Source organism: Lentzea sp. NBRC 102530, assembly GCF_030269365.1.
Taxonomy (GTDB): domain Bacteria; phylum Actinomycetota; class Actinomycetes; order Mycobacteriales; family Pseudonocardiaceae; genus Lentzea.
Genome location: NZ_BSTF01000005.1, coordinates 25,791 through 50,496, shown reverse-complemented (window position 1 = coordinate 50,496; position 24,706 = coordinate 25,791). Strand labels below are relative to the sequence as shown.

26 protein-coding genes are annotated in these 24,706 nt (G+C 68.9%); 11 read left to right on the top strand and 15 right to left on the bottom strand.

Annotation, left to right across the window (positions count from 1 at the left end; all coding sequences use genetic code 11):
- Positions 1 to 54 precede the first annotated feature (54 nt).
- A complete protein-coding gene (locus QSK25_RS14535) occupies positions 55 to 765 on the top strand; it encodes a cytochrome P450 family protein (protein ID WP_285638759.1) in 711 nt (236 codons plus the stop codon).
- 77 nt (positions 766 to 842) lie between these two features.
- Positions 843 to 3,191, top strand: a complete 2,349-nt coding sequence (lon, locus tag QSK25_RS14530; RefSeq protein ID WP_285638758.1) for an endopeptidase La — start codon at positions 843 to 845, stop codon at positions 3,189 to 3,191.
- A 67-nt stretch (positions 3,192 to 3,258) separates the two neighbouring features.
- Here the strand turns inward: lon and QSK25_RS14525 are convergent, their stop codons facing one another.
- The 4 genes from QSK25_RS14525 to QSK25_RS14510 form a co-directional block, all read right to left on the bottom strand.
- Positions 3,259 to 3,735, bottom strand: coding sequence for an AMIN-like domain-containing (lipo)protein (locus QSK25_RS14525; RefSeq protein WP_285638757.1), 477 nt, complete (start codon positions 3,733 to 3,735; stop codon positions 3,259 to 3,261).
- Positions 3,736 to 3,801: 66 nt separating this feature from the next.
- Positions 3,802 to 4,272: an AMIN-like domain-containing (lipo)protein gene (locus QSK25_RS14520; RefSeq protein WP_285638756.1), complete on the bottom strand. Its 471-nt coding sequence runs from the start codon at positions 4,270 to 4,272 to the stop codon at positions 3,802 to 3,804.
- Positions 4,273 to 4,284: 12 nt separating this feature from the next.
- Positions 4,285 to 4,734: an AMIN-like domain-containing (lipo)protein gene (locus tag QSK25_RS14515; protein WP_285638755.1), complete on the bottom strand. Its 450-nt coding sequence runs from the start codon at positions 4,732 to 4,734 to the stop codon at positions 4,285 to 4,287.
- 64 nt (positions 4,735 to 4,798) lie between these two features.
- Positions 4,799 to 5,479: a polysaccharide deacetylase family protein gene (locus tag QSK25_RS14510; protein WP_352235854.1), complete on the bottom strand. Its 681-nt coding sequence runs from the start codon at positions 5,477 to 5,479 to the stop codon at positions 4,799 to 4,801.
- A gap of 178 nt (positions 5,480 to 5,657) precedes the next feature.
- Between QSK25_RS14510 and QSK25_RS14505 the strand changes: the two genes are divergently transcribed.
- The 3 genes from QSK25_RS14505 (at position 5,658) to QSK25_RS14495 (ending at position 8,247) form a co-directional block, all read left to right on the top strand.
- Positions 5,658 to 6,185, top strand: a complete 528-nt coding sequence (locus QSK25_RS14505; RefSeq protein WP_285638754.1) for a YbhB/YbcL family Raf kinase inhibitor-like protein — start codon at positions 5,658 to 5,660, stop codon at positions 6,183 to 6,185.
- A gap of 210 nt (positions 6,186 to 6,395) precedes the next feature.
- Entirely contained in the window at positions 6,396 to 7,769 is a 1,374-nt protein-coding gene (locus QSK25_RS14500; RefSeq protein WP_285638753.1) for a mycothione reductase, read from the top strand.
- 64 nt (positions 7,770 to 7,833) lie between these two features.
- Positions 7,834 to 8,247, top strand: a complete 414-nt coding sequence (locus QSK25_RS14495) for an NADPH-dependent FMN reductase family protein (RefSeq protein WP_285638752.1) — start codon at positions 7,834 to 7,836, stop codon at positions 8,245 to 8,247.
- Here the strand turns inward: QSK25_RS14495 and QSK25_RS14490 are convergent.
- Positions 8,244 to 8,648, bottom strand: a complete 405-nt coding sequence (locus tag QSK25_RS14490; protein WP_285638751.1) for a VOC family protein — start codon at positions 8,646 to 8,648, stop codon at positions 8,244 to 8,246. The two genes, QSK25_RS14495 and QSK25_RS14490, sit on opposite strands and share 4 nt — an antisense overlap.
- Before the next feature lie 48 nt (positions 8,649 to 8,696).
- Positions 8,697 to 9,884, bottom strand: a complete 1,188-nt coding sequence (locus QSK25_RS14485) for a CynX/NimT family MFS transporter (RefSeq protein WP_285638750.1) — start codon at positions 9,882 to 9,884, stop codon at positions 8,697 to 8,699.
- Between the two features lie 105 nt (positions 9,885 to 9,989).
- Here QSK25_RS14485 and QSK25_RS14480 point away from each other — a divergent pair, with 105 nt between their 5' ends.
- From QSK25_RS14480 to QSK25_RS14470, 3 genes are read left to right on the top strand one after another with little or no spacing between them, the layout of a single operon-like run.
- Complete coding sequence (locus QSK25_RS14480; RefSeq protein WP_285638749.1) at positions 9,990 to 10,661, top strand: FadR/GntR family transcriptional regulator; 672 nt, start codon at positions 9,990 to 9,992, stop codon at positions 10,659 to 10,661.
- A gap of 46 nt (positions 10,662 to 10,707) precedes the next feature.
- Complete coding sequence (locus tag QSK25_RS14475; protein WP_285638748.1) at positions 10,708 to 11,811, top strand: epoxide hydrolase family protein; 1,104 nt, start codon at positions 10,708 to 10,710, stop codon at positions 11,809 to 11,811.
- Positions 11,808 to 12,899: a winged helix DNA-binding domain-containing protein gene (locus QSK25_RS14470; protein WP_285638747.1), complete on the top strand. Its 1,092-nt coding sequence runs from the start codon at positions 11,808 to 11,810 to the stop codon at positions 12,897 to 12,899. The genes QSK25_RS14475 and QSK25_RS14470 overlap by 4 nt, the downstream gene beginning before the upstream one ends.
- Positions 12,900 to 12,908: 9 nt before the next feature.
- Here the strand turns inward: QSK25_RS14470 and QSK25_RS14465 are convergent, their stop codons facing one another.
- Positions 12,909 to 13,796, bottom strand: a complete 888-nt coding sequence (locus QSK25_RS14465; protein ID WP_285638746.1) for a LysR family transcriptional regulator — start codon at positions 13,794 to 13,796, stop codon at positions 12,909 to 12,911.
- Between the two features lie 73 nt (positions 13,797 to 13,869).
- On the opposite strand from QSK25_RS14465, the gene QSK25_RS14460 reads away from it, so the two are divergent.
- Positions 13,870 to 14,763, top strand: a complete 894-nt coding sequence (locus QSK25_RS14460) for an EamA family transporter (protein ID WP_285638745.1) — start codon at positions 13,870 to 13,872, stop codon at positions 14,761 to 14,763.
- On the opposite strand, the gene QSK25_RS14455 is transcribed toward QSK25_RS14460, so the two are convergent.
- Positions 14,687 to 16,189 (bottom strand): cobyric acid synthase, encoded by a 1,503-nt coding sequence (locus QSK25_RS14455; protein ID WP_285639371.1) that lies wholly within the window; start codon positions 16,187 to 16,189, stop codon positions 14,687 to 14,689. The two genes, QSK25_RS14460 and QSK25_RS14455, sit on opposite strands and share 77 nt — an antisense overlap.
- 28 nt (positions 16,190 to 16,217) lie before the next feature.
- Between QSK25_RS14455 and QSK25_RS14450 the strand changes: the two genes are divergently transcribed.
- Positions 16,218 to 16,898: an alpha/beta fold hydrolase gene (locus tag QSK25_RS14450; RefSeq protein ID WP_285638744.1), complete on the top strand. Its 681-nt coding sequence runs from the start codon at positions 16,218 to 16,220 to the stop codon at positions 16,896 to 16,898.
- On the opposite strand, the gene map is transcribed toward QSK25_RS14450, so the two are convergent.
- The 7 genes from map to dxr form a co-directional block, all read right to left on the bottom strand.
- The gene (gene map, locus QSK25_RS14445; protein ID WP_285638743.1) at positions 16,885 to 17,742 is read right to left on the bottom strand and encodes a type I methionyl aminopeptidase; all 858 of its coding nucleotides are present in this window, start codon (positions 17,740 to 17,742) and stop codon (positions 16,885 to 16,887) included. The two genes, QSK25_RS14450 and map, sit on opposite strands and share 14 nt — an antisense overlap.
- 10 nt (positions 17,743 to 17,752) lie before the next feature.
- A complete protein-coding gene (locus QSK25_RS14440) occupies positions 17,753 to 17,881 on the bottom strand; it encodes a hypothetical protein (protein ID WP_285638742.1) in 129 nt (42 codons plus the stop codon).
- Entirely contained in the window at positions 17,881 to 19,671 is a 1,791-nt protein-coding gene (locus QSK25_RS14435; RefSeq protein ID WP_285638741.1) for a penicillin-binding transpeptidase domain-containing protein, read from the bottom strand. The genes QSK25_RS14440 and QSK25_RS14435 overlap by 1 nt, the downstream gene beginning before the upstream one ends.
- 18 nt (positions 19,672 to 19,689) lie before the next feature.
- Positions 19,690 to 20,541, bottom strand: a complete 852-nt coding sequence (locus QSK25_RS14430) for a GNAT family N-acetyltransferase (RefSeq protein WP_285638740.1) — start codon at positions 20,539 to 20,541, stop codon at positions 19,690 to 19,692.
- 140 nt (positions 20,542 to 20,681) lie between these two features.
- The gene (gene ispG / locus QSK25_RS14425) at positions 20,682 to 21,812 is read right to left on the bottom strand and encodes a flavodoxin-dependent (E)-4-hydroxy-3-methylbut-2-enyl-diphosphate synthase (RefSeq protein ID WP_285639370.1); all 1,131 of its coding nucleotides are present in this window, start codon (positions 21,810 to 21,812) and stop codon (positions 20,682 to 20,684) included.
- A gap of 50 nt (positions 21,813 to 21,862) precedes the next feature.
- A complete protein-coding gene (locus QSK25_RS14420) occupies positions 21,863 to 23,074 on the bottom strand; it encodes a M50 family metallopeptidase (protein ID WP_285638739.1) in 1,212 nt (403 codons plus the stop codon).
- Between the two features lie 7 nt (positions 23,075 to 23,081).
- On the bottom strand, positions 23,082 to 24,212 hold the full coding sequence (gene dxr, locus QSK25_RS14415; protein ID WP_285638738.1) for a 1-deoxy-D-xylulose-5-phosphate reductoisomerase: 1,131 nt from the start codon (positions 24,210 to 24,212) through the stop codon (positions 23,082 to 23,084).
- 136 nt (positions 24,213 to 24,348) lie between these two features.
- Between dxr and QSK25_RS14410 the strand changes: the two genes are divergently transcribed.
- Positions 24,349 to 24,615 carry a GlsB/YeaQ/YmgE family stress response membrane protein gene (locus QSK25_RS14410; protein ID WP_285638737.1) on the top strand — a complete coding sequence of 89 codons (267 nt, stop codon included), beginning with the start codon at positions 24,349 to 24,351 and terminating at the stop codon, positions 24,613 to 24,615.
- The last annotated feature ends 91 nt before the right edge of the window (positions 24,616 to 24,706 follow it).

Here is a 24,706-nt window from a genome sequence, read left to right as displayed (position 1 = left end):
GTGTCCACCGCCACACATCCGAACCGGATCGGTTCCGGACACGTGCTAGGAACCATGCACTCCAGCACCGCTGAACGCCACGCGAGGTTCCGCCATCTCAGGGAACGCTCGCCGGTGCACTTCGACGCCGATATCGGTGGCTGGTGCATCACCCGTTACGACGACGTACTCACAGTGCTCGACCTGGAGTCCGGTGCCCCGGAACCGCTACCCAGACGGACCATCGCGCACGCCGTGAAGCTCGCCCGGCCGGTGATCACGCTGAGCGCGCTCGAGGTGCTCGACGCCGACGACGCCACGTTCGCGCGGTCCGTCGGGGCCGCGGCGGCCGAGGCGTTCACGCTCGCGCACGGCGTGGAGGAGTTCGCCGCGACGGCCCTCGCGACCACCCAGGCGTTCCTCTCCAACGCCTTGCACGCCCTCCAAGACCACCCCGATCAGGCGACGCTGCTGCGGAACTCCCCCGAACTCGCGAAGGACGCCGTCGAGGAGCTGCTGCGGTTCGACACCCCGATCCCGGTCGCTCCCGCCCGCCGGACGTCCCGCGCGGTCGTGCTGAGCGGGCGTACGGTCGAAGCGGGAGAGACGCTGCTGCCGTTCGTCGCGGCGGCCAACCGGTGCTCGGTGAAATTTCCCGGCGGCGACCGTCTCGACCTGCGGCGCAGGCCCGTGGGCGTGCTGTCGTCGTGCCCCACGAGCACCGCGCTCGCCCGCGTCACCGGCGAGATCGCGCTGGTCAGGCGCCTGAAAGCCACTGCTCGCTGAGAGCGAACACCCCAGGGGGAACACCGGCAGACTCCAGTTGGTTGAGCGGTACAGACTCAACTTTGGAGGATGACGAGATGGGCGAAACGCTGGCCCTGCCGGTACTGCCGCTGGACGACGTCGTGGTGCTGCCCGGCATGGTGGTGCCGATCCGCATCTCCGGTGCGGAAGCGAGCTCCGAGGCCCGCGCGGCGGTGGACGCCGCCACGACCGCAGCAAATCATCAAGTGCTCCTCGTCCCACGGCTGGACGGGAAGTACGCGGCAGTGGGCACCCTGGCCGAGATCGAGCAGGTGGGCCGCCTGCCCGGTGGCGAACGCGCCGCCGTCGTGCGCGGCACCAAGCGCGTGCGCATCGGCACGGGCACCACGGGGCCGGGCGCGGCGCTGTGGGTGAACGCGACCGTCGCGGACGACTCCGTGATCACCGACCGGACCCGCGAGCTTGCTCGTGAGTACCGCGCGATCGTCACGAACATCCTGCAGACGCGGGGTGCGTGGCAGATGGTCGACTCGGTGCAGCAGATCACCGACCCGTCCGCGCTCGCGGACCTCGCGGGCTACGCCCCGTACCTCGACGACCAGCAGAAGATCTGGCTGCTGGAGACGTCCGACGTCACCACCCGGCTGGAGAAGCTGGTCGAGTGGGGCCAGGCGCACCTGACCGAGCTCGACGTCAACGAGACGATCGCGAAGGACGTCAAGGAAGGCGTCGAGAAGCAGCAGCGGGAGTTCCTGCTGCGCCAGCAGATGGCCGCGATCCGCAAGGAGCTGGCCGAGCTCGACGGCAAGCCCGCGACCGAGCAGGAGGACTACCGCGCCCGAGTCGAGGCGGCGGACCTGCCGGAGAAGGTCGCGAAGGCCGCTCTCGCCGAGGTCGACAAGCTGGAGCGCACCTCCGAGCAGTCGCCCGAGGTGGGCTGGATCCGGACGTGGCTCGACACCGTCCTCGAGATGCCGTGGAACTCCCGGACCGAGGACTCCTACGACATCAAGGCGGCGCGCGAGGTCCTCGACGCCGACCACGCTGGCCTGGACGACGTGAAGCAGCGCATCACGGAGTACCTGGCCGTGCGCAAGCGTCGTGCCGACCGCGGCATGGGCGTGGTGGGCGGACGTCGTTCCGGCGCCGTGCTCGCGCTGACGGGCCCTCCCGGCGTCGGCAAGACGTCGCTCGGCGAGTCCGTGGCCCGCGCGATGGGCCGCAAGTTCGTCCGTGTCGCCCTGGGCGGCGTGCGCGACGAGGCCGAGATCCGCGGTCACCGCCGCACGTACGTCGGCGCGTTGCCGGGCCGGATCGTCCGCGCGATCAGCGAGGCCGGTTCGATGAACCCGGTCGTGCTGCTCGACGAGATCGACAAGGTCGGCTCCGACTACCGCGGCGACCCGACGGCGGCGTTGCTCGAGGTGCTGGACCCGGCGCAGAACCACACGTTCCGCGACCACTACCTGGAGGTCGAGCTCGACCTCTCGGACGTCGTGTTCCTCGCGACCGCGAACGTCCTGGAGTCGATCCCGGCGCCGTTGCTCGACCGCATGGAGCTCGTCCAACTCGACGGCTACACCGAGGACGAGAAGGTCACGATCGCGTCCGACCACCTGCTGCCGCGCCAGCTCGACCGCGCCGGCCTCACCCCTGAGGACGTCACGTTCGACCAGCCCGCGCTGCACCAGCTCGCGAGCGAGTACACCCGGGAAGCCGGTGTGCGCCAACTGGAACGGGCCCTGTCGCGCGTCTTGCGCAAGGTGACCGCGAAGGTGGCGCTGGGCGAGTCGGAACTGCCCGTCGTGGTCGACCAGCCGTCGCTGAAGGGCTACCTCGGCAGCCCGAAGAACACCCCGGAGTCGGCGGAACGCACGTCGGTCCCCGGTGTGGCAACGGGCCTGGCCGTCACGGGCGTCGGTGGCGACGTGCTGTTCATCGAGGCTTCGCTGGCCCCGAAGGACACCGGCTCGACCGGCGTCACGCTCACCGGCCAGCTCGGCGACGTGATGAAGGAGTCCGCGCAGATCGCGTTGTCCTACCTGCGGTCGCACGACGAGAAGGCCGCGGCGCTGGCCGATCGGGGCGTGCACATCCACGTCCCGGCAGGCGCGGTGCCGAAGGACGGACCGTCGGCGGGCGTCACGATGACGACGGCGCTGGCGTCGCTGCTCTCGGGCCGCCCGGTGCGTTCCGACGTGGCGATGACGGGCGAGATCGCGCTGACCGGCCGGGTCCTGCCTATCGGTGGCGTGAAGCAGAAGCTGCTGGCCGCTCACCGTGCGGGCATCACGACCGTGTTGCTGCCCCAGCGCAACGAGCCGGACCTGGACGACGTGCCGGAGTCGGTGCGTGAGCAGCTGACGGTGCACTTCGTCTCGGACGTGGCCCAGGTGCTGGAGCACGCACTCTCGAAGGAGACCGTCGCGACCGTTGCGGCGTAACGGTTTCCTGATCCAGACCCCTCGTGGGGGCAGTAGCGGCGACTGCTGCCCCCACGAGGCTTTTCGTTTACAGGCCCACGTCGATGACGAGCCGGTTCGGGTTCGTCAGCGTGAAGACCCGGTGCCACGAGTAGGGATTGCTGTAGCCGACCGCGACCCCGAGCGTGGCCTCGAAGTCGCACGTGAGCGCGACTCCCCGGACGTGGCTCAAGCCGGGCGTCGCGAAGTTCTGCGACCCCGTGTACGTCAGGTTCCCGTTGTCGTCGTGCGCGGCCGCACCGATCAACGTGACCGACAGGATCTCGTTCACCCCAGGGGCCGCGATGGCGATCGGGTTCCCCGACGCGCAGTGCGACACGCTGGTGACCTCGCTGACCCGGTGCTCGGTCGGCAGTCCGGACAGGTCGAGCACCACGCGGCTGAAGCCGTTGTGCTGCCCGGTCCGGATGTTCGACAGCGTGGGCGTGCCCTGCGCCGACGCCACCGGCGCCACCGTGAACACGGCCAGCACCGCCACGAGCAGAGCGACAAGACGTCTGTTCATCTTCGGCCCCCTCTCAGGGCTCTTGCGACACCTGGAAGACGTGTGACCTGAACCACAGTTGCTTCGCTAGTACGAGTAGATGTCGATGACGACCCGGTCCGGGTTGGTCAGCGTGAACACCTTGTGCCACGAGTTCGCGTCGTCGTACCCGACCGCGATGCCGAGCGTCGCCTCGAAGTCACACGTGATCGCGACGCCCTTGACGTTGGTGAGCCCCTGCGGCACGAAGTTGCGCGGTCCCGGGTACGTCGGGTTGAAGTTCTCGTCGTACGAGGCCGCGCCGAAGAACATCGTCTCCAGGATCTCGTTGCCGCCCACCGGAACGGGGTTGCCGGACCCGCAGTTCGAGACCTCGCCGGTCTCCCGCGACAGCGAGTTGCCCGGCAGGCCGTTCAGGTCGAGCACGATCCGCTCGAAGTTCTCGTGCTTGCCGGTCCGGATGTTCGTCAGCTCCGCGTGCCCGCTCGCCGACGCCACCGGCACCGCCGTGAACACCGCGGCCACCGCGAGCAGCACCGCACCCAGTCGCTTCTTCACGCGTCTCCCCTGTCAGCTGTTGTCGAAGTCGATGACCACGCGGCTCGGGTTGTCCAGGAACGAGACCGAGTACGCCCGTCCCGTGGCCTCGTAGCCGATCCCGAAGCTCAGGTGCGCCTCGAAGTCGCACGTGTTCGAGACGCTGCGGACCTTCTTGAGCCCAGGCGTGTCGAACCTGCGCGGCCCGGTGTAGTCGTGCGCGTTGGCCGGCTGCATCGTGACCTCGACGAACTCGTCGCCCTTGGCGTCGACGTCCTTGCCGGACGCGCAGTGGACCAGCTGCGAGGTCCGCCCGTGCGTGACGCTCGGCCGCGGCCCGTCGAACTCGAACACGACCCGGTCGAACGTGGCGTGCTGTCCGGTCCGGACGGCCGTCAGCTCGTTCCCCTCGGCCGCCACCGCCGGTCCGGCACCCGCCGCCATCCCCGCGACGACGAGCACTGCTGCTGCAACTCGCTTCATCTCTCCCCCTCTTGCCCAGAAGGCGCCCGCCCACAGCACGCGGAACCCCCGCCCTCCGGTTGCCTCACCCCAGGAAGTCCTCCAGCGGCACCGGCGTCAGCCCGTCCTGCTTCGCCCGGTTGAGGAACGCCGTGAAGTCCTCGACGAACGTCGTCCGGAAGTGCATCAGCACGATGTCGCCCTTGGTGAGCTTGTCCCCCTGCTGGAACTGCACCCGCCCGTCGTTGACGGCGGCGGTCCAGTTGACCAGTGCCTTGAACCCGCAACTGGCCGCGGCGTGCCGGGTCGTCGCGTCGTAGTTCCCGAACGGCGGCCGGAACAACGTCGGCCGCTTCCCGTAGTCCCCCGCCAGGAAGTCCGCGTTGCCGCAGATCTCGTTCTTCTGGAACTCGAACCCCTTGCCCTGCAGGTTCGGGTGGTTGCTCGTGTGGCTGTGCACCGTCACCGGCAACTGCTTGAAGTAGTCCTTGTGCCCCTCGGCGTACTTCGTGTTGAGGAACACCGAAGGCCACACCCCGGCCTCCATCATCAGCTCACGGGCCTTCGGGTGCTGCACGGCACCGTCGTCGATCGTGATGAACACGTACGGCTTGTCCGTCTCGATTCGCGTCACGACGGGCACCATCCCGTCGACGATCGCGGGCGCCTTCGCCTGCACCGTCCCGTACGTGTAGGGCGGCTCGAACATGCGCTTTGGCCGCTCCCGCGTCGTGGTCGTGACCGGCGGGTTCGACGTGGTCAACACCGGCGAACCACTCTGCGCGCCAGGCGCGTCCGCACACGACACCACCCCGGCAACCAGCAAAAAGGCAGCAAAAAGCCGCAACCTGGACATCACAATTCCCCCTCCCCCCGGAGGACGTCGCGCGGCCCCCGGTGGTTGCACGGGGATAGGGTCGAACTGATCACAAGAGGAGGACTCCATGAGCCTTGAGCGCCCAGTCGCACCCGATCCCTACCTGCTGCTCCCCGAGGTGGGCACCTTCACCGTCACCTCGACGGACGTGCGTGACGGCGAACAGCTCCCCGACGCCCAGGTCTTCGAAGGCGGCAACACCTCACCCCAGCTCTCCTGGTCCGGCTTCCCGGCGGAAACCCGCAGCTTCACCGTCACCTGCTACGACCCCGACGCCCCCACCCCCTCGGGCTTCTGGCACTGGGTGGCCGTCAACCTCCCGGTCACCACCACCCAATTGGACACCGGAGCAGGCGCCTCCGATGACACACTTCCGGGTGACGCCTTCCACGTCCGCTCCGACTACAGCACCCGAGCGTTCGGCGGCGCGGCCCCGCCCAAGGGCGACCAGCCACACCGCTACTTCTTCGTGGTGCACGCGGTGGACGTGGAGAAGCTGGACGTGGACGAGAACGCCTCGGCCGCGGTGGTGAGCTTCAACCTGGCCTTCCACACGCTGGCGCGGGCGATCATCACCCCGACCTACCAGCACTGAGGCACGCGAGCCGTACTCACGCCTCCCGAACGAGCGGTCCCGGCGGTGGGGTCCTGGTCACGAGTCGCGCCACAGCTCTTGCTCTCGGCTCGGCTTGTGGTGGGACCCCACCGCCGACGAAAGCCGACCGCCAACCGACCCCAGCCCCCGTAAGCCCCACGTAATCCCCGCCACGGAACACAGCCACCCCCGAAATGGTTGGATCCACACGTGAGGCACTTCGACCTGGTCATCATCGGCACCGGCTCCGGCAACAGCATCCCGACGGAAGCCATGGCAGGCTGGCAGATCGCCATCCTGGAAAAGGGCACCTTCGGCGGCACGTGCCTGAACGTGGGCTGCATCCCCACCAAGATGTTCGTCCACACCGCGGACCAGGCCGCAGCCCCGGCCAACGCCGAGAAGCTGGGCGTGGACGCCCACACGGACGCGGTCCACTGGCCGGAGATCAGGGACCGGATCTTCAACCGGATCGACCCGATCGCCGAAGGCGGCCGCAACTGGCGCGCCAACGAGAACGCGAACGTCACGGTCTTCGAGGGCACCGCCCACTTCGTCGACGCCCACACCATCGACACGGGCACCGGTGAGACGATCACCGCGGACCGGGTCGTCATCGCCGCCGGCAGCCGCCCCACCGTCCCGGACATCGCGGACCTGGACACCACGGGCTTCCACACCAGCGACACGATCATGCGCCTGGACGAGCTCCCGGAGAGCCTGATCATCGTCGGCAGCGGGTTCATCGCCTCGGAGTTCGCGCACGTCTTCAGCAGCTTCGGCGTCGAGGTCACGATGATCGCGCGCTCGAACCTGTTGCTGCGCCACGAGGACCTCGACATCGCCGAGCGCTTCACCGAGATCGCGAAGAACAAGTGGAACGTCCTGCTCAACCGCAAGACGACGCGCGCCGAGAAGACCGAGACCGGGGTCAAGCTCCACCTCGAAGGCCCGAACGGCGAGGAAACCGTTGAGGCGCACCAGCTCCTGATCGCGGTCGGCAGGCAGCCGAACACCGACCTGCTCCACGTCGACAACGCCGGTCTCGACACCCACGCGGACGGCCGCATCAAGGTGGACGAGTTCCAGCGCACGAGCCGGCCGCACATCTTCGCGCTGGGCGACATCAGCTCCGAGTACCAGCTCAAGCACGTCGCCAACCACGAGGCCAAGGTCGTGCGGCACAACCTGGAGCACCCGGACGACCTGGTCAAGTCCGACCACCGGTTCGTGCCGGCCGCCGTGTTCTCGAACCCGCAGATCGCGAGCGTCGGGCTCACCGAGGAGCAGGCCAAGGAGAAGGGCATCCGGTACGTCACCGCGAGCCAGGCCTACGCGTCCATCGCGTACGGCTGGGCCATGGAGGACACCACCGGGTTCGCGAAGCTACTCGCCGACCCTGCCACCGGTCAGCTCCTGGGGGCGCACATCATCGGGCCGCAGGCGTCGACGGTGATCCAGCCGTTGATCCAGGCGATGAGCTTCGGCCTGGACGCGAAGACCATGGCGCGCGGGCAGTACTGGATCCACCCGGCGATGCCGGAACTGGTCGAGAACGCGCTGCTGGCCCTGCCGCTGGACTGAAGGCCTGGAACGACAGGGACTTCCGCCGCTGCACAAAGTCCGAAGAACCGACCACGATGCAGCGATGACAGACAGAGTCCTCGTCGCCTACACCTCGCAGATCGCCGCCACGGACGAGATCGCCCAGATCATCGGCACCGAACTCGCGGGCTGCGGCTTGAGAGTCACCGTGCTCTCCATCGCCGCCGCCCAGACGCTCGACGGGTTCGGTGCCGTGGTCATGGGCGACGCGGCCGCCCGCGACGCGCAGCGGTTCGTCAAGCGGCACAAGGTTCCGCTCAAGAGCACGCCCCTGTGGCTGTTCCACCGCGGCACGCCGCCGGTGCCGCACGACGTCACGCGCATGATCCGCAGACTGGGTGCGAGCGGGCCGATCAGCTTCGGCGGTGCGGCCCCCGACTGGGACCGCGCCAAGGCCTGGGCCCGCTACCTCGCCGACCAGCTGACCGTCCTGCACCGCGGTTTCGCGTCGAACTAGGCCTGCTGGATCCGGACCGTGTTGCCGGCCGGGTCGCGGAACACGCAGTCCCGCACACCCCACGGCTGGTCGGTCGGCTCCTGCACGACGTCCGCGCCCCCGGCCTGGAGTTCGTCGAACGCCTTGTCGACGTCCGGACAAGCCAGGTTGATGAACGCGTACGAGCCGTTCGAGATCATCTCGGAGATCACGGTGCGCTGAGCGTCCGTCAACCCGTCCGCCATCGCCGGTGGTTCCAGCACGACGGACGACACGGCACCGGCGGGCGCGACCGTGATCCACCGCATGGCGCCCTTGCCGACGTCCGCGCGGACCTCCCAGCCGAGCAGGTCGCGGTAGAACGCCAGCGAGGCGTCGGGATCGGTGTGCGGCAGGAACGTGGCGTGAATCGTGATGTCCATGCCGACAACGCTAGGACCAGCGAGAACGCCCTGCTTCTCGATTCCTGACTAGATGTACCGCGGACGCCCGGCGACGACACCCAGCACGGTCAGCGCCGCCAGCAGCACCAGCTGCACCGTCAACGACACCGTCCACGTCCCGGTGGCCTCCCGCAGCACCCCGAACGCGAACGGTCCGGAGGCCGCGATCAGGTACCCGAGGCTCTGCGCCATCGCCGACAGCCGAGCGGTGTCCGAAGTGGACTTGGTGCGCAGCGACATGATCAACAGTGCGAGCGGGAACATGCCCATCCCGAACCCGATCAGCACCACCCACAGCCCGGGAGCGGCGGCAGGCGCCACGAGCATCCCCAGCATGCCCGCGAACGACAGCACGCCCAGCACCAGCACCATCGGCCCCTGGCTGGAGAACCGGGCGGCGATCGGCGGCACGAGCAGGCTGACCGGCACGCTCAGCAGCATCGAGACGGCGAGCAGCATCCCGGCGGTGTTCCGGTCCACGCCGGAGTCGACGAGCATCGCCGGCAACCAGCCCATGACGGTGTAGGCGAACAGCGACTGCAGGCCGAAGAACACGGTGATCACCCACGCGAGCGGGCTGCGCAGCAACGAGCGCTTCTCCGCAGGCGCGGCCGACCGCACCACCGAGGCAGCAGATCCGTGCCGGGCTCCGGCGAACCAGACGACGACAGCCCCGAGCGACAGCAACGCCCAGGCGCCGACCGCGAGCCGCCACGACCCCGTCCACTCCTCCAGCCGAGGCGTCAACGCGGCCGCCAGCGCGGCGCCGGCGGACAAGGTGCCCGTGTAGACACCGGTGATCAGCCCTACGCGGGAAGGGAACGACGCCTTCACCACGACCGGGATCAGCACGTTGGACACCGCGATGCCCGCACACGCGATGAAGGTGCCGCCCAGCACGACCCACGGACCGTCGATCACGCGCAGCACCAAGCCGAGCGTGAGCACCCCCAGTGAAAGTCCGATCGCGCGGGCCATGCCGAGGCGGCGACCCAGCCAAGGTGCGGCGAACGCCGCGAAGCCGAAACAAAGCACCGGAACGGCCGTCAGCGCACTGGTCCATGCGGCCGAAACCCCAAGGGCGGCGCGGACATCACCGAGCACCGAGGCCAGACTGGTCACCGCCGGACGGAGATTCGCGGCAGCGAGGGCGACCCCGATCGCGAGCAACGCGGACCCGACCAGCGGAACGTGACGATTCAGGACGACCGTCACCCTGCGACCCGGATCGGTGGCAGTCTGTGCGGCAAGAGTCGTCTGCTTCATCGTCACGCGCTTCACTATCGCAGACGTAGGATGTTCGGATGAAAGGACGACGCTGTGCCGTTGGCCACTACCCGACGGGCGGGCCTGGTCGACCAGGTGATCGAGCAGATGCGGGGCGCGATCACGACTGGTGAATGGCCCGTCGGGCAGCGCATCCCGCCCGAGCCCGAGCTGGTCACCGCGCTCGGGGTGGGCAGGAACACGGTCCGCGAGGCCGTGCGCGCGCTCTCCCACGCCGGACTGCTGGAGGTGCGGCAGGGCGACGGCACGTTCGTCCGCGCGACCAGCGAACTCTCCGGCGCGGTCCGCCGCATGTGCGGAACGGAGCTCAAGGAGGTCCTCCAGGTGCGCCGCACTCTCGAGATGGAGGGCGCCCGGCTGGCCGCCAAGCACCGCACCGAGGCCGAGCTCGCCCGCCTCACCGAAGTGCTGGCCAAGCGCGACGCGGCCATGGAGAACGAGCAGTGGGCCGAGGTGATCGAGCACGACACGGCGTTCCACGTGCTGCTCGTCCAGTGCTCGCACAACGCGCTCCTAGCGGAGCTCTACCAGGGCTTGACCGAGGCCGTCAAAGCTTCGGTGGCGGCCTCTGTCGACACCAGCCAGCCTGGTCAGGACCAGGTGTCGCACACCGGGCTGTTGCACGCGGTCCGCGACGGTGACCAGGAGAAGGCGGCGATAGAGGCAGGCGGTTTCTTCGAGGAGCTGATCGAGAAGTTCTGCTGAACAACGCGGACGAAGGCTGTCCGCACGAGCTCATAGCGTGGGGGCCATGGAGATCACGCCGTTCCGCATCGAGATCCCGCAGGCCGAGGTCGAGGACCTGCGCGCCCGCCTCGCGAACGCGCGGTGGCCCGAGGAGGACCTGCCGGGCGTCGGCTGGTCCTACGGCATCCCGCGCAGCTACCTGCGCCCGTTGGCCGAGTACTGGCGAGACGGGTTCGACTGGCGGGCGCAGGAAGAACGGCTGAACTCCTACCCGCAGTTCACGACGGAGATCAGCGGGCAGCGCATCCACTTCCTGCACGTCCGCTCGCAGAACCCGGACGCCACGCCGTTGCTGCTGATCCACGGCTGGCCGGGCTCGTTCGTCGAGTTCCTCAACGTCATCGAGCCGCTCTCCGAGGACTTCCACCTCGTGATCCCGTCGATCCCCGGCTTCGGCTTCTCCGGCCCGACGAAGAAGCCCGGCTGGAACGTCCTGCGCGTCTCGTGGGCGTTCGCGAAGCTCATGGAGGGCCTCGGCTACGACCGCTACGGCACGCAGGGCGGCGACTGGGGTTCGGGCATCGCGCAGGAGATCGGCCGGGTGTTCCCGGAACAGGTCATCGGTGTGCACGTGAACATGCTCCAGACGTTCCGGCCGCAGGGCGTGAACGACCTGAGCGACGAGGAGCTGCGCGCGCTGGAGTCGCTCGACCACTACCAGAAGGAACTCTCCGGCTACATGCACCTGCAACGCAGCCGGCCGCGCACGCTCTCCTACGCGCTCACCGACAGCCCCGTCGGGCAGCTCGCGTGGATCGCGGAGAAGTTCCACGACTGGACCGACAACGAGGGCGCACCCGAGGACGCGGTGGACCGCGACCAGATGCTGACCAACGTGTCGATCTACTGGTTCACCGGCACGGCGGGCTCGTCGGCGGCGCTGTACAAGGAGCAGTCGGCGAACTGGGGCAACCAGCAGCCGTCGACGGTGCCGACCGGCGTCGCGGTCTTCCCGCACGACCTGAGCCTGCCGGTGCGGTCGCTCGCGGAGAAGATGATCCCGACGATCGTGCACTGGACCGAGTTCGACCGCGGCGGTCACTTCGCCGCGATGGAGGAGCCGGACCTGCTGGTCCAAGACATCAGGAAGTTCTTCAAATCGCTGTGAGCACAACACTCTCGAACCGCACCCTCAACCGCACGCTGCTCGCGCGGCAGTTGCTGCTGGAGCGGACGTCCATGCCGATCGTGGACGCCGTCGAGCACCTCGGCGGCCTCCAGGCCCAGGCCCCCATCCCGCCGTACCTCGCCCTCTGGACGCGGCTCAAGCCGTACAAGGTCGACGCGCTGAGCAAGCTCATCATCGACCGCTCGCTGGTGCGGATGACGTTGTGGCGCGGCACCCTGCACCTCATCTCCGCCAACGACGTGTACTTGATGCGCACGGCGTTGCAGCCGGAGCTGAACAAGTGGGCGAAGATCGTGATGCCGCCCGCGACCCGCGTCGAGATCGACCTGGAGAAACTCGCGCGCATCACCCGCGAGTACATCGACGCCGAACCGCGCACGGTCGCGGAGATCGGCGCACACCTCGAGGAGCACTTCCCCGAGGCCAAGGCGCGCGAGATGTCCACGCAGGCGCAGATGCTGGTGCCGATGATCCAGGTGCCGCCGCGCGGGATCTGGGGCGTGGGCGGCGTGCCGCAGAACGTCGCGATGGCGTCGTGGCTCGGCCGCGAACTGCCCTCGGAAGCGGCCGTTCCCGAGCTGATCAAGCGGTACCTGCGGGCGTTCGGGCCGGCGACGCTCGCGGACATGCAGGCGTGGTCGCGGCTCATCGGGCTCAAGGCGCACGCGGCCGGCCTGGACCTCGTCGAATACCGGAACGAGGCCGGGAAGGTGCTGCTGGACGTGCCGGACGGCCTGATCGTGTCCGAGGACGTGCCGGCGCCCGCACGGCTGCTGCCCGCGTTCGACAACGTGCTGCTCGGGCACGCGGACCGGCAGCGGATCATGAGCGAGGACGCCCGGTCGCGGTGGGGCGCGGTGCGCAACGGCGTGTTCCCGCCGACGTTCCTCGTGGACGGGTTCCTGCGCGGCACCTGGAACGTCGTGGAGAACAAGGACGCGGCGACGCTCACGATCGAGCCCTACGTGAAGACCACGAAGAAGGACATGGCCGGGGTGATCCGCGAGGCCAAGGCGGTGCTGAAGGTGATGGCACCGAGGAAGCCGCACGTCATCGTGGCTCCTTAGCCTCGCCGATCAGCGCTTCCTGATCACGTCCAGCGTCGCGGTGATGGCGGGCCTGCGCGAGGCCTGGGTCCGCCACACCGCGTACAGCCGGCGGGTCGGCGTGGGCCGCAGCGGCACGATCCGGACGTTGCCCGGCACCTCTCCCCTGCCGAGCCGCGGGATCAGCGCGACACCGATTCCCTTGGCCAGCAAGGCCATCTGCGTGTGGTACTCGCTGATCCGGTACGCCACCACGGGTTCGATGCCCGCGCCGTGGAACGTCCGCTCCAGCCAGTCGAAGCAGATCGACCCCTCGACCTGGCAGATCCACCGCTCGCCGGCGAGGTCGATCGGTTCGAGGAACTCCTTGCGCGACAACGGGTTCGACTCGGGCACCAGCACCTCGGCCACGTCCTCGCCGATGAACTCGCGGGACAGCGACTCCGGCACGGGCAACGGCGTGTTGGCCCAGTCGTGCACGATCGCCAGGTCGAGCTCGCCGCGCGCGACGGCCTCGGTGGCGTAGGGCGGGTCGATCTCCGTGAGCCGCACGTCCAGCGCCGGGTGCTGCTCGCCGAGGCTCACCAGGACCTCGGGCAGCAGGCCGCGCGAGGCCGTGGCGAACGCGCCGATGCAGAGCCGGCCGATCGCGGCGCCGCGCTGTTCCTCCAGCGCGACCTCGGCCTCCTCGACGAGCTTCAGCACCTGGTCCGCGGTCTCGGCGAGCAGCCGGGCGGCGTCGGTGAGGCGGACACCCCTGCCGTTGCGTTCCAGCAGCGTGGTGCGGGTCTCGCGTTCGAGCTTGGCGATCTGCTGCGAGACCGCGGACGGCGTGTAGCCGAGCACCTCGGCGGCGGCGCCGACCGTGCCGTGGGTCGCGATGGCGTGCAGTGCCTTCAGCCTGCCGAGATCGAGCATGTAGTGATGCTAAACCCATCACCTTAGAAAGCGGAACTGGTGCTAAACAGTTAGCACGCGCAAGCTTGACCGCATGAGTCCACGTCACGTCCTGCTCGCTGTGCTGGTGGCCGCCATCTGGGGCTTCAACTTCGTGGTGCTCAAGGTCGGCCTCGACGAGTTCCCGCCGATCCTGTTCTCCGCGCTGCGGTTCCTCGCGGCCGCCGTGCCCGCGATCTTCTTCGTCGGCCGGCCTTCGGTGCCGTGGCGCTGGATCATCGCGGTCGGGCTGGTGCTCGGCGTGGCCAAGTTCAGCTTTCTCTTCGTCGGCCTCAAGGTCGGCATGCCCGCCGGTCTGGGTTCGCTGGTGCTGCAGAGCCAGGTGATCTTCACGACCGCGATCGCGGCGGTCGTGCTGCACGAGCGGCCGAAGTCCGTGCAGGTCGGCGGCATCGCGCTGGCGATCGCGGGCATCGGGCTGATCGCGTGGGACTACGGGATCTCGTCACCGCTGCTCGGCTTCGCGCTGGTGATCATCGCGGCGGCCTGCTGGGGCGTGTCGAACGTGCTGATGCGCTACGCCAGGCCGACCGACACGCTGCGGTTCATGGTGTGGGTGAGCGCCGTGGCGGTGGTGCCGCTGTTCGCGCTGTCGGCGTTGACCGAGGACATGAGCGCGCTCGGCCGCCTCGACCTCTCCGGCGCGGCCGCCGTCGGGTACGTCGCGTGGATCTCGACGCTGCTCGGGTTCGGCATCTGGGGCTTCCTGCTGCGTCAGTACGAGTCGTCGGTCGTGGCGCCGTTCTCGTTGCTGGTGCCGGTGTTCGGGATGTTCTCGGCCTGGGCGATCCTCGGCGAGCAGATGAGCGCGGTGCAGCTCGGGGCCGGTGCGCTGGTGCTGGCCGGGCTCGCTATTCCGCAGCTGCTGGGGCGCCGGGCGGCACGAACGGCAGTCCTGCCGGAGCCCCTCGTTCCAGCAGGTCGATGACGGCCCTGGTGTCCAGGTGATCGGCGACCAGGTCGCCCAGCAGGTCCAGCTGGGCCTCGCGGGCGGCCTGGAAGCTCACGTCCGGCGCGGGCTCGAAGTCCCGGCCCGCCACGGCCGCGGCCCAGCTGACGAACCTGCGGCGGAACGCGTCGTTCTCCAGCAGACCGTGCCAGTGCGTGCCGACGACCCGGTCGGTCTGCGCGCCCTCGTCGCCGATCACCGGGCGTTCGGTGCTGCGGACGACCTGGCCGTGGTGGATCTCGTAACCGGTGACGGGCTCACCCCAGGCCTCACCGGACGGGGTGGCGAGGGTTTTCCGGTCCTGGAAGCGGATGTCGACGTCGAGCAGGCCGAGACCTTCGACGGTGCCGTGCTTCGACTCCACGTCGTCTTCGATCCGCTTGGCCAGCATCTGGAAACCACCGCAGATGCCGAGGACCGGGCCGTCGAAGCGCTGGATCGCTTGCGCCAGGCCGGTTTCGCGCAGCCACGCGAGGTCGTCGACGGTCGCCTTCGAGCCGGGGAGCACGACCACGTCGGCGTCGGCGAGGCGGGACGGCTCCGTCACGAACCGCACGGACACACCGGGTTCGCAGGCGAGGGCCTCGACGTCGGTGGCGTTCGAGATGCGCGGCAACCGGACCACCGCGACCCGCAGCCAGTCCTTCACCGGCGGCTGCGGCCTGCCGACGACGCCGTCCGCGTTGTAGGACAACGAGTCCTCGGCGTCGAGCCACAGCTCCTCGCGCCACGGCAGCACACCGAGCACCGGCCGTCCGGTCAGGGCTCGGATCTGCCGGAGGCCCGGTTCGAGCAGCCTTGCGTCGCCGCGGAACTTGTTGACGACGAAGCCGGAGATCAACGCCTGGTCGGCCGCGTCGAGCACCGCGACCGTGCCGAAGAGGTGCGCGAACACCCCGCCCCGGTCGATGTCGCCGACGACCAGCGTCGGCAGGTCCGCCCGCGTCGCGAGGCCCATGTTCGCGATGTCGTTGGGCCGCAGGTTGATCTCGGCCGGGGAGCCCGCGCCCTCGCAGATCACGACCTCGTGGTCTCGCCGCAGCCCGTCCAAAGTGGACAGGACCGTCTCGAGCAGCGCCTGCTTGCGTTCCCGGTAGCTCATCGCCGACACGGTGCCGACCGCCTGACCGAGCACCACGACCTGGGACGTGCGGTCGCTGCCGGGCTTGAGCAGCACCGGGTTGAACCGGACGCTCGGCTCCTTGAACGCCGCCCGCGCCTGCAACGCCTGCGCACGCCCGATCTCGCCGCCGTCGAGTGTGACGAACGAGTTGTTCGACATGTTCTGCGCCTTGAACGGCACGACGTCGACGCCCTGGCGTGCCAGGAAGCGGCACAGACCGGCGACCAGGACGCTCTTGCCCGCGTCCGAGGTCGTCCCACAGATCAACATCGCGCCCCGCATGGACGCCAATGCTGCCATCATCACCTCCATGGTCTCCGTCGTGCTCATGCACAGCCCGTTCCTCGGCCCTTCGAGCATGCGCCCGCTCGCCGACGAACTGGCCTCCGACGGGATGGCCGTCCTGCTGGCCGACCTGCAGATGACGATCAACGAGGCACCGGTGCACCAGCGGCTGATCGGCGCGTTCGCCGACGCCCTGGAGGACTCCGGGGTCGACGGGCCGCTCGTGCTCGTCGGGCACAGCGGCGCGGGCCCGTTGCTGCCGGCCTTCGCGGACGCGCTGGAACTCGACGTGGCCGGCCTGGTGTTCCTGGACTCCGACCTGCCCACTCCCGGTCGCGCCTGGCGCGAGACCGTCGACCCCGCGCTGGCCCGTCAGGTCAAGGCGTCGGTGCGCGACGGCCGGCTGCCGCGCTGGGACCGCTGGTTCGACTCGGACCCGTTGCGGCTCGTGCCCGCCGGACTGCGCGAGGAGATGCGCGACGAGGCACCCGAGGTGCCGTGGGAGTTCATGAAGGAGCAGCGCCCGAGCGTCGAGTGGTCCGGGGCGTGCGGGTACGTCCTGCTGTCGCCGGTCTACGAGGACGCGGCTTCGAAGGCGGAAGAGTTGGGCTGGCCGGTCGAGCGCGTCGAGTCGCACCACCTGGCGGCCGCGACGTCGCCCTCGACGGTCGCGGCCGCACTGCGATCGGTGATCAGCAGACTGTGAGGATCTCCGAGCCCGTCTCGGTCACGACGATGGTGTGCTCGAACTGCGCGGTCCAGCTCTTGTCCCTGGTGGTGACGGTCCAGCCGTCGTCCCACATCTCGCCCTCGTAGTCCCCGAGCGTGATCATCGGCTCGATCGTGAACGTCATGCCGGGCTCCAGCACGGTCTTCACCGACGGCTCGTCGTAGTGCAGCACCACGAGCCCGCTGTGGAACGTGCGGCCGATGCCGTGACCCGTGAAGTCGCGCACCACGCCGTACCCGAACCGCTTGGCGTACGCCTCGATGACGCGGCCGACGACGTTGAGCTCACGGCCGGGCTTCACGGCCTTGATGGCGCGCATGGTCGCCTCGTGGGTGCGCTCGACGAGGAGCTTGGCGTCCTCGGAGACGGTGCCCGCGAAGAACGTCGCGTTCGTGTCGCCGTGCACGCCGCCGATGAACGCCGTCACGTCGATGTTCACGATGTCGCCGTCCTCGACGACCGTGCTGTCCGGGATGCCGTGGCAGATGACCTCGTTCAGCGAGGTGCAGCACGACTTCGGGAAGCCCCGGTAGCCGAGCGTCGACGGGTACGCGCCGTTGTCGCACAGGAACTCGTGCGCCACGGCGTCGATCTCGTCCGTCGTCACGCCGGGGGCGACGACCTTGCCGGCCTCCTGCAACGCCTGGGCGGCGAGGCGGCCGGCGACGCGCATGGCCTCGATGACCTCGGGTGGCTGCACCCACGGGTCGGTGCTCTTCTGCGGCGCGGGCTTGTCCACGTACTCGGGACGCACGATGCGCGAGGGCACCTGACGACGCGGGGATTGCACACCGGGTTGCAGTGGAGCACGAACAGCCATGCGCTCCAGATTAGCCTTGCAGGCGTTCCCCGCCCTGAACCTGGTCCTCCGCCCGCGGCTCCGGCAGCCTCGGCGCGGGCAGCAGCACGCCCGCCCGGATCAGGCGCTCGCGCATCGTCAGCTCTGTGGTCTTGCTCATCACGGCACCGCCTTGAGGAACCTCGCCGCCACCTCCACGGCTGGAGTCGAAGTTTCTCCGCTGAGCACCAAGGTCGCGAACGCGAGATCGCCCCGGTAGCCCATGAACCACCCGTGTGAGTGCACGCCGTCGCCGAACTGTGCGGTACCAGTCTTGCCGCGCACGTCTCCGTACGGCTTGAGTTGCGGTGCAGTGCCCGACTCGACGACCTCGCGCATCATGGCGCGCACCGGTTCCAGCGACGCCGCGGGCGGCGCGGTGGGCTGTTTGTCCGCTTTGGTCTCCTTGCCGCGCACCAGTTGCGGCGTCGGCATGGAGCCCTTGGCGATGGACGCCGACACCAGTGCCATGCCGAACGGCGACGCCAGCACCTTGCCCTGGCCGAACGCGTCCTCCGCCCGTTCCACCACGTCGGTCGCGGGCGGCACGGAGCCGGTGATCGTGGTGAGGCCCGGGACGTCGAAGTCGACGCCGAGGCCGAGCGACAGGGCGGTGTTCGTCAGCAGGTCCGCGGGCATGTCGACGGCGAGCTGGGCGAAGGTCGTGTTGCAGGAGAACGCGAACGCCGAGTGCAGCGGGATGGTGCCCTTGTCGAACTCGCTGGAGTTCGGCACGATCCGGCGGCCGTCGATGGTGGTCTTGCCGGGGCACGGCAGCGGGGTGTCGGCGGTGACCTTGCCGGACCCGATCGCGGCGAGCGCCGAGACGGCCTTCATCGTGGAACCCGGCGGGAAGCGGCCCGTCAGCGCGAGAGCGCCCTGGGCGTCGGCCGGGTCGTTCTGCGCCACGGCCAGGATGTCGCCGGTCGACGGCTGGATCGCCACCAGGATCGTGGGGGCGGTCATGGGTTCGACGGCGTCCTCGGCGGCGGCCTGGACGATGCGGGACAGGGCGACGTTGACGGCCTTCGCGGGTTCGGCGGCCTTCGAGTGCAGTTCCTCGACCTCGGTGCCCTGCGCGTCGACGGTGCTGACGCGGAAGCCCGCGTTGCCCGCGATGTCGTTCTCCATCAGCTTGCGGACCGCGGGCAGCACCTGGGAGCCGAACGTCCGGCTCGGCGCGAGCAACGACGTCTGCGCGCTGAACCGGACGCCGGGCAGTTCGTAGATCTTCGGCTTCACCGACTGGTAGTCGGCGTCGCGCAACGCGGCCACCTGGTAGGCCTGGCCCTCCGGCGTCTTGCCCACGCCGTCGGTGATGGTCTGCTGGGTGATGGCCTGGTCGAGCGGGTTCAGCGCGTCCGCGAGGGCCTTGGTGACCGCCGGGAGGTCACCGGCCTCCTTCGCGACCAGCAGCACCGACACGACGCGTTCGGGGGCCAGCAACGGCGTGCCGTCGCGGTCCAGCACCGGCGCGGGGTCGGGCGTGAGTTCGGTGAGCTTGACGTTCTGCTGCGGCGCGAGCTTCGGGTGCGCCACCGACGACGCCCAGTGCACCTTCCACGTGTCGCCCTCCTGGCGCACGTCGAACTTGGTCGGGTAGGTCCAGTGGCGGTTCTTGCCGAGGTCCCAGTCGAGCGTGACCGAGGCCTCCGACGCGAGTTCGCCGTTCTTGCGGATCTGGTCGACCTTGCTGCTCAGCCCCTCCGGCTTGAGCGCGCCCCTGAACTTCTCCAGGGTGTCCTTGGCCTCGTTCGGGTTGTCGGTCATCCCGGCGGCACCGGCCACGTCACCGGACGCGAGCTTCGCCAGGAAGTCGTTGGTGATCTCCGGAGCCCCGGGTTCCGACTTGAACAGCCCACAGCCGCTCACCGTCACCAGCAGAACCGTGATCGTCGCGAGAAGGCGCACTCGCGCGAGTATGCCCGTTCAGAAGAGGACAGTGGCGTATTGCCCGACTTGTTCGAAACCGATTCGGCGGTAGGCGGCCTGCGCCACGTGGTTGTAGCCGTTGACGTAGAGGCTCGCGGTCCTGTTCAGCACCCTGGTGAGCCGATCGGCCACCGCCGCCGTGCCCGCCGTGCCGATGCCCTCGCCCCGCCGGTCCGGCCGCACCCAGACACCCTGGATCTGCCCGACCTTGGACGACATGGCGCCGATCTCGGCCTTGAACACGACCTCGCCGTGCTCGAACCGCGCGAACGCCCGGCCCGCGGCGATGAGCTCGGTGACCCTCGCCCGGTAACCCGCGCCGCCGTCCTCGGCGCACGGGTCGATGCCGACCTCCTCGATGAACATCGAGATGGCGGCGGGCAGGTAGCGCCCGATCTCGCTGGGCCGCACCTGGCGCACCAGCGGGTCCGGGGTGATCTTCGGCGTGCCCGAGATGGCCATCAACGGCTGGTCGCCGCGCACCTCGCGGGCCGGCCCCCAGTCCGGTTGGAGCTCGTCCCACAACGTCAGGACCTGCTCGGCCGGGCCGACGAGGCTCGAGCACATGCGGCCTCTCCTGCGCGCCCGGTCGGCGAACATGCGCATGGCCGCGGCACTGCCCTTGAGGGGGATCAGGTTCGGCCCGGAGAAGCAGAGACCCTCGATCCGGCCCCGGATCGGCTTGGAGTCGGAGCCCCACATCTCGCCGCCGAGGCGCCACGGGTCGAGGCCGGCGACCTCGACCCTGGCCGCGACCATGCACGCCGCCACGGGGTCGGCGTCGAACACCCCGCGCACGTCGATCAGGTCGCGTTCGTCGAGAACGCGCGCTCCGGCCAGCCTCAGCACGTCACCTAGCGTGCCAGATGAAACGTCCTCGTGACATCAGCCAACAGTGCCTACTGTCAGTGACGACACACCCAGGCCGAACGCACGCGGGGACCTTTCGTTCGGTCCAAGCGAACGAAAGGTCCCCGCGTGCGGCAGAACTAGCCGACGGTGACGGCCGGGGACTCGCCCTCGACCGGTTCCATCTCCTCGGCGAGGCGCATGGCCTCCTCGATCAGCGTCTCCACGATCGCGTGCTCCGGCACGGTCTTGATGACCTTGCCCTTCACGAAGATCTGGCCCTTGCCGTTGCCGGACGCGACACCCAGGTCGGCCTCGCGGGCCTCGCCGGGGCCGTTCACGACGCAGCCCATGACGGCGACGCGCAGCGGCACCTCCATGCCCTCCAGACCGGCCGTGACCTGCTCGGCGAGCGTGTACACGTCGACCTGGGCGCGGCCGCACGACGGGCAGGAGACGATCTCCAGCTTGCGCGGGCGCAGGTTGAGCGACTGGAGGATCTGGTGGCCGACCTTGATCTCCTCGACCGGCGGCGCGGACAGCGACACCCGGATGGTGTCGCCGATGCCCTGACGCAGCAGGGCGCCGAACGCCACGGCCGACTTGATGGTGCCCTGGAAGGCGGGGCCGGCCTCGGTGACGCCCAGGTGCAGCGGGTAGTCGCACTGCTCGGCCAGCAGTTCGTACGCGCGCACCATGACGACCGGGTCGTTGTGCTTGACGGAGATCTTGATGTCGTGGAAGTCGTGCTCGGCGAAGAGCGACGCCTCCCACATCGCCGACTCGGCCAGCGCCTCGGGCGTGGCCTTGCCGTACTTGGCGAGCAGGCGCGGGTCGAGCGAACCGGCGTTGACCCCGATCCGGATCGGGGTGCCGTGGTCCTTCGCGGCGGCCGCGATCTCCTTCACCTGGTCGTCGAACTTGCGGATGTTGCCGGGGTTGACCCGGACAGCGGCACAACCAGCCTCGATGGCGGCGAAGACGTACTTCGGCTGGAAGTGGATGTCGGCGATGACCGGGATCTGGGACTTGCGCGCGATCGCGGGCAGCGCGTCGGCGTCGTCCTGCGAGGGGCAGGCGACGCGGACGATGTCGCAGCCGGCCGCGGTGAGTTCCGCAATCTGCTGCAACGTCGTGTTGACGTCCGACGTGAGCGTCGTCGTCATCGACTGGACGGAGACGGGGAACTCGCTGCCCACACCGACGTTGCCCACCATCAGCTGGCGGGTCTTGCGACGTTCCGACAGCACCGGCGGCGGCAGTGCCGGCATTCCGAGCATCACGCCGTCACTCATGGGTTGTGCACCTTTCCGTAATTCACTTATTGCAACCTGATCGGGTTGACGATGTCGGCGGTCACGGTCAGCAGCGTGATGGCGCCGCCGATGAAGATGACCACGTAGGTGAGCGGCAACAGGCGCATGTAGTTGACCGGGGCGCCGGCGGGCTTCCCGCGCAGCTTCCTCACCCAGTCTCGCACCCGTTCGTAGAGGTTGACGGCGATGTGACCACCGTCAAGCGGGAGCAGCGGCAGGAGGTTGAACACACCGACGAAGAAGTTCAGACCCGCGAGCATAAGGATGAAGAACGCCCACAGACCGCGTTCGGCCGCGTCACCACCCAGACGTGACGCGCCCACCACCGAGATGGGCGTGTCGAGGTCGCGTTCGCCGCCGCCGATGGCCTTGACCACGGCCGGGATGCGCTCCGGGAAGCGCATGAGGCCCTTCCAGGTGTTCACGAACATGTCGCCGGTGAACGCGATGGACGCCGGAACGGCCGCGAGCGGGCTGTACTCGAAGTTCTGCTGCCAGGTGACGCCGATGGCGCCGACCTCCTTGACCTCACGGCCGCCCTTGCCGTCGAGCACCTCGCGGGTGACCTGCGGCACGTTCACCGTGAGCGCGAGCTCCTTGCCGTCGCGCAGCACCTTGAACTCGGTCGGGCCCTTCAGGTCGCGGGTGACCTTGAGCATCTCCGACCACGTCGAGATCGGCTTGCCGGCGATGGCCGTGACCTCGTCACCGGCCTGCAGACCGGCGTCCTTGGCCGGGGCGGGGGCGCCCGGCTGGCACGGCGCGGTGAGGCCCACGGTGTGGTCCTGGACGCACGGCGTGATCTCGGCGAGGACCGGCAGGTCCTTGTTGTTCGGCAGGCCGAGCGACATCGCGAGGATCAGCAGGATGATGAAGCCGAGGATGAAGTGCGTGATCGACCCGGCGGACAGCACGACGACGCGCTTCCACACCTTCTGGTTGTAGAAGGCGCGCTTGCGGTCGTCCGGGTGCACCTCGTCCAGCGCCGTCATGCCGGTGATCTCGCAGAACCCGCCGGCCGGGATCGCCTTCAGGCCGTACTCGGTCTCGCCCTTGCGGAACGAGAAGAGCTTCGGGCCGAAGCCGATGAAGTAGCGGGTGACCTTCATGCCGAAGGCCTTCGCGGTCAGCAGGTGCCCGAACTCGTGCAACGCGATGGACACCGCGATGCCGAACGCGAACAACAGCACCCCGAGGATGTTGATGAATGTGTTCACGAGACGTTCAGTTCCTTCCAACCAGCTCGCGGGCACGTGCGCGTGCCCAGTCCTCGGCGGCCATGACCTCCGCGACGTCCGCGGGGTCGTGATGCCATTCGTTCGCCTCGCCGAGAACCTGGCCGATGGTGTCCACGATCGACAGGAACGACGTGTTGCCGGCGACGAAGGAGGCGAGCGCCTCCTCGTTCACGGCGTTGTAGATCGCGGGCGCGCAACCGCCCGCGGTGCCGGCCTGCCGCGCGAGCTCGACCGCTGGGAACGTGACGTCGTCCAGGGGTTCGAAGGTCCACGCGGAGGCGGTGTCAAAGGTACAGGCGGGCGCGGCACCCGCGACGCGCTCGGGCCACCCCAGCCCCAGTGAGATGGGCAGGCGCATGTCCGGGGGCGACGCCTGCGCGAGCGTCGAACCGTCCGTGAAGGTGACCATCGAGTGAATGATGGACTGAGGGTGCACCACGACCTCGACCCGGTCGTACGGGACCCCGAACAGCAGGTGCGCCTCGATCAGCTCCAGGCCCTTGTTGACGAGGTTCGCCGAGTTGATCGTGACGACTTGTCCCATCGACCACGTCGGGTGCGCCATCGCCTGCTGCACGGTGACCGTTTCGAGCTCTTTGCGCGTTTTGCCCCGGAAAGGACCGCCCGACGCCGTCAGGATCAGCTTGTGCACTTCGTTCTCGGTGCCGCCGCGCAGGCACTGCGCGAGCGCCGAGTGCTCGGAGTCGACCGGCACGATCTGGCCGGGCTTCGCCGCCCCCAGCACGAGCGGCCCGCCCGCGATGAGCGACTCCTTGTTCGCGAGCGCGAGCGTCGCCCCGGTCTCCAGGGCCTTGAGCGACGGTTCCAGCCCCCTGGACCCGTCCATGCCGTTCAGCACGACGTCGGCGGGCGCGGCCTCGATCAGGTCGACCATGCTGGTCAGCGTCCTGACACCGGGCACCTCGGCCCCGTTGGCCACCGCCACGACCGGCACGTCGAACTCGGCGGCCTGCTGCTTCAGCAGGTCCAGCTGACGCCCGCCCGCGCCGAGCCCCACGACCTGGAAGCGGTCGCGGTTGCGCCGGATGACGTCGAGCGCTTGGGTCCCGACCGAGCCGGTCGACCCCAGGATCAGGACAGTGCGTGGAGTACTCATCGCCCCTCATTGTTCCGGAGAGTGCCTGAGAGCCCGGCACAGCCCGTTACTTTGATAACGGACCGGTTTTGGAGGTGTGAAGTCACCAGATCGAGGGCATTCCAGCGTCGTCAAGTTCGTTGGAAGGAGACTCTCGGTGGGCATCCTCGGATGGATCGTGCTCGGCCTGTTGGCCGGAGCCATCGCCAAGGCGATCATGCCGGGCAAGGACCCGGGCGGAATCATCATCACGATGCTGATCGGCATCGTTGGCGCGATCCTGGGCGGATTCATCGGATCTGCCGTCTTCGGGACCGATCTGGGCTCGTTCTTCGAAATCCGCACGTGGCTGCTGGCCATTGTCGGATCGTTGATCCTGCTGGGCATCTACCGCCTGGTCGCGGGTCGACGAACCCACGCTTAGCCGTTCAGACGTTTGGGGCCGTTCGGGTGACACCCGAACGGCCCTTCGTGCTTTTGGTCGCTGCTCCGCAGACTCCGGCGAGTTCGCCGGG

What these genes read in the sequence shown, in the direction of transcription:
- QSK25_RS14535 (WP_285638759.1), top strand. Translation starts at nt 55, where the DNA reads ATGCACTCCAGCACCGCTGAACGCCACGCGAGGTTCCGCCATCTCAGG.
- lon (WP_285638758.1), top strand. Translation starts at nt 843, where the DNA reads ATGGGCGAAACGCTGGCCCTGCCGGTACTGCCGCTGGACGACGTCGTG.
- QSK25_RS14525 (WP_285638757.1), bottom strand. Translation starts at nt 3,735, where the DNA reads ATGAACAGACGTCTTGTCGCTCTGCTCGTGGCGGTGCTGGCCGTGTTC.
- QSK25_RS14515 (WP_285638755.1), bottom strand. Translation starts at nt 4,734, where the DNA reads ATGAAGCGAGTTGCAGCAGCAGTGCTCGTCGTCGCGGGGATGGCGGCG.
- QSK25_RS14505 (WP_285638754.1), top strand. Translation starts at nt 5,658, where the DNA reads ATGAGCCTTGAGCGCCCAGTCGCACCCGATCCCTACCTGCTGCTCCCC.
- QSK25_RS14495 (WP_285638752.1), top strand. Translation starts at nt 7,834, where the DNA reads ATGACAGACAGAGTCCTCGTCGCCTACACCTCGCAGATCGCCGCCACG.
- QSK25_RS14490 (WP_285638751.1), bottom strand. Translation starts at nt 8,648, where the DNA reads ATGGACATCACGATTCACGCCACGTTCCTGCCGCACACCGATCCCGAC.
- QSK25_RS14475 (WP_285638748.1), top strand. Translation starts at nt 10,708, where the DNA reads ATGGAGATCACGCCGTTCCGCATCGAGATCCCGCAGGCCGAGGTCGAG.
- QSK25_RS14465 (WP_285638746.1), bottom strand. Translation starts at nt 13,796, where the DNA reads ATGCTCGATCTCGGCAGGCTGAAGGCACTGCACGCCATCGCGACCCAC.
- QSK25_RS14460 (WP_285638745.1), top strand. Translation starts at nt 13,870, where the DNA reads ATGAGTCCACGTCACGTCCTGCTCGCTGTGCTGGTGGCCGCCATCTGG.
- QSK25_RS14455 (WP_285639371.1), bottom strand. Translation starts at nt 16,189, where the DNA reads ATGCGGGGCGCGATGTTGATCTGTGGGACGACCTCGGACGCGGGCAAG.
- QSK25_RS14450 (WP_285638744.1), top strand. Translation starts at nt 16,218, where the DNA reads ATGGTCTCCGTCGTGCTCATGCACAGCCCGTTCCTCGGCCCTTCGAGC.
- map (WP_285638743.1), bottom strand. Translation starts at nt 17,742, where the DNA reads ATGGCTGTTCGTGCTCCACTGCAACCCGGTGTGCAATCCCCGCGTCGT.
- QSK25_RS14440 (WP_285638742.1), bottom strand. Translation starts at nt 17,881, where the DNA reads ATGAGCAAGACCACAGAGCTGACGATGCGCGAGCGCCTGATCCGGGCG.
- ispG (WP_285639370.1), bottom strand. Translation starts at nt 21,812, where the DNA reads ATGCCGGCACTGCCGCCGCCGGTGCTGTCGGAACGTCGCAAGACCCGC.
- dxr (WP_285638738.1), bottom strand. Translation starts at nt 24,212, where the DNA reads ATGAGTACTCCACGCACTGTCCTGATCCTGGGGTCGACCGGCTCGGTC.